The following is a 2,740-nucleotide window of genomic DNA, read 5'->3' on the forward strand; positions in this document are numbered from 1 at the left end:
TCCAGCAGATGACGAAAATTGAGAATCGTCGTCTCGTCGGGAACCGGCTCACGCCCAAGGTCAATGCCGGCGAAAAGACACATGGAGCGAGATTCATACAACGCTTCCTCGGCGCCTGGATCCGACAGGTTGAACCAGTGTTGGAGGAAGTAGATGCGCAACATCCGTTCCAGTTCAATGGGTGGGCGCCCGTTTCCCGCTTTGGGGTAGTGGGGTTTGATGAGCTCACAAAGCTGATCCCATGGAACCACAGCATCCATCTCCGAGAGAAACTTCTCTCGCCGGGTTGGTTTTCGAAATTGCTCAAATTCCCCCGCGGCAAACGTTTGCTGTTTCATCGTTTTCTACCGGTTCCAAATAATGCGTGTATTGTCGCAAACTTTGGGACTTAATCAGAGATGCCTTAAGTGTTCGGTGCCAGACGGCGCAGCGCGGCAGTCAGTGCCAACTCGTAACCGTGGGCGCCGAAACCGCTGATGACGCCTTCGGCGATGTCCGAGAGGTACGAGTGGTGGCGAAAAGTCTCACGCCGGTAGACGTTGGACAGGTGCACTTCGTAAAAAGGCAAGGCCGTGCCTAAAAACGCATCCCGCAGTGCAATGCTGGTATGGGTGTAGGCGCCGGGATTGAAAAGTACGTAGGCGACACCCTCGCGGCTCGCGGCATGAATCCGCTCAATGAGTTCGTGTTCGGCATTGCTCTGGAAAGCGACCACCTCGTGCCCTGCGTCTGCGGCGTGACGCTTCAGTGCAGCGTGGATCTGTTCCAGCGTCGTATGGCCATAGACCTCGGGTTCGCGGCTGCCCAATAGATTGAGGTTGGGGCCGTTCAAAACCAGTATGGTGGCCATTCCCGGTGCTCCCTCGTCCCTCTAGGTAAATAGGGGCAGTTTTGGTTAACTTTTGTGCAGGTTCCCCGCAAGATCGCGCCGAATACTCGGGTCGATACTTGTGTGAGGCGCCTATTCTGCATCAGGGTGGGGATAAAGTCTAGACAGCACCTGATCGTGGGATTTCGCAGCAAATCGCCGCAAGTTTGTCGGTATTGGGCTTGAAAAAGGTGTGTGGCGGTTGCCGTCAGACGGGAAGTCTGCTGCTGTTCAGAGCAACCGCTTAAAGGTTGTGATCGCCTCGTCGTGGCTCCATTCGCCGAAGATACGTTCAGCGATACGACCTTCGCGGTCCACCACCACGGTGAACGGCAGGGCACCTATCTTGTTACCCAGGAGCTGGCTCAGCTCCAACGCCTTCGAAGGGCCGACGAGTTGCGGGTAGTTGAGCTCTTCGATGCGGGCATAGTCGCGGACCAGCTCATCGCGGTCCAGGGAGATCCCGATGAACTGAACGCCCTGCGTCCCATACTCGTTCTGCAGTGCCTTGAAGGTGGGTAGCTCGCGACGGCAGGGCGGACACCAGGTGGCCCAAAAATTGAGGACAACCACCTTGCCCTGCCATTCGGTGATATCGCGTGGTTTGCCCTCTATGTCGGCGAGTTGAAACTCCGGCAGAGCGGTGCGCTGATCCGCAGCGATAGGCGCGCTTTTCGCCACCGGGTTGCCGATTGCCGGATTTTGGGAGGTCGAGGGTGCAAGATAGAAGCGGGTCGCAGCCCCGACGGCGATGAGGAGTAGCGTGACAGCGATCAGCAGTAAGGCTTTGGTGGTCTTTTTGGTCATTGCGCGATTTGGGTTCTGGAAAGGTTCGACTTTTCAGTGTGCGGCTATCAGGCGATACGCGGGCTGCAGCCATCGGCTCTGCTTTGGCAGCTCGATGGTGACGCGGCGCTCCTGTGGCGGATAGCAGACACCGAGGTCTGCACAGCCCTGTGAGCGGGCGATCAGGACCAGCGTCGCACCGCCCGCCGCCCGGTGCTCGATGGGTAGGTCGATGAGCACCTGGTGACGGTAAGTCTCGGTACGGCCGAAGAAGGGATCCTCTTTGATCTTGCCGGCGGGGTAGCGGGGCGTGCCGAGCTGATAGCCGGGTGTCTCGATTTCGAACGAGATGCGCTCCCGGTAAAGGTAGTACCCATCGGCAATAATCCAGCGCGCCTTGACCGTGCCCTGATCCGCGGCGTGCGCTTCGACGACGAAGGCCTGCTCGGGGGGCAGAAGATCGGAATCGGCGGCGTAGATCGCGCCAGTGGCGAACAGGGTGCTGAAAGCGACTAACCAGCGCATGTAGACTTCTCCTCCACGGCCTCACGTAGCCATTTGACGTACGGATTGGCGGCCAGGGTTAGCGGGACTGCGATGACCTCGGGGACATCGTAGGGGTGTGCCGAGCACAAGGCGCTCTGCAGTGCATCCCAGCGCTCCTCTGTGGTCTTGAGTAGCAATAATACCTCGGCCTCTTTTTCCACCGCGCCCTGCCAGCGGTAGATCGATGTGATAGCGGGAACGATGTTAACGCACGCGGCAAGCCGACGTTCCACCAGTAGGGTCGCCAGCCGTTCCGCGGTCTCAGCATCGGGGCAGGTGCTGAGTATTAACAGGGGTGTTGCCTCGCTCATACCTAAGGAACGTCTGAATAAGTGATGCAAACCAGCACGGCCGATTCAATATGTTTGTGTTTTTCATCATAAGGAGCGTTTGCAGGCAGTATTCGGCTCAACATGGGCCGTTTTCTAGCCGTTTTGTGCGCCGTTGCGGTTTATCAGGCGCACCAATCCTATGTCGGGCATCGCAATCGTCGCCGCGCCAGGTACAGATTGGTCAATGCACTCAGTACAAACAAGGCAT

Annotated in this window: 5 protein-coding genes; all 5 read right to left on the minus strand. The window is 57.9% G+C overall.

Features of this window, described 5'->3' with window-relative positions:
- Positions 1-338, minus strand: a 338-nt coding sequence (locus DWQ09_13740) for a transposase (protein KAA3627139.1), incomplete at its 3' end; no start/stop codon positions are given.
- A 65-nt stretch (positions 339-403) separates the two neighbouring features.
- On the minus strand, positions 404-850 hold the full coding sequence (gene aroQ, locus DWQ09_13745; GenBank protein ID KAA3627135.1) for a type II 3-dehydroquinate dehydratase: 447 nt from the start codon (positions 848-850) through the stop codon (positions 404-406).
- Between the two features lie 249 nt (positions 851-1,099).
- Positions 1,100-1,675, minus strand: coding sequence for a TlpA family protein disulfide reductase (locus DWQ09_13750; GenBank protein ID KAA3627136.1), 576 nt, complete (start codon positions 1,673-1,675; stop codon positions 1,100-1,102).
- 33 nt (positions 1,676-1,708) lie between these two features.
- Entirely contained in the window at positions 1,709-2,179 is a 471-nt protein-coding gene (locus DWQ09_13755) for a hypothetical protein (GenBank protein ID KAA3627137.1), read from the minus strand.
- Entirely contained in the window at positions 2,167-2,511 is a 345-nt protein-coding gene (locus DWQ09_13760) for a divalent-cation tolerance protein CutA (GenBank protein ID KAA3627138.1), read from the minus strand. The genes DWQ09_13755 and DWQ09_13760 overlap by 13 nt, the downstream gene beginning before the upstream one ends.
- Positions 2,512-2,740: the final 229 nt, after the last annotated feature.

The organism is Pseudomonadota bacterium (genome assembly GCA_008501635.1).
Classification (GTDB): Bacteria; Pseudomonadota; Gammaproteobacteria; order QQUJ01; family QQUJ01; genus QQUJ01.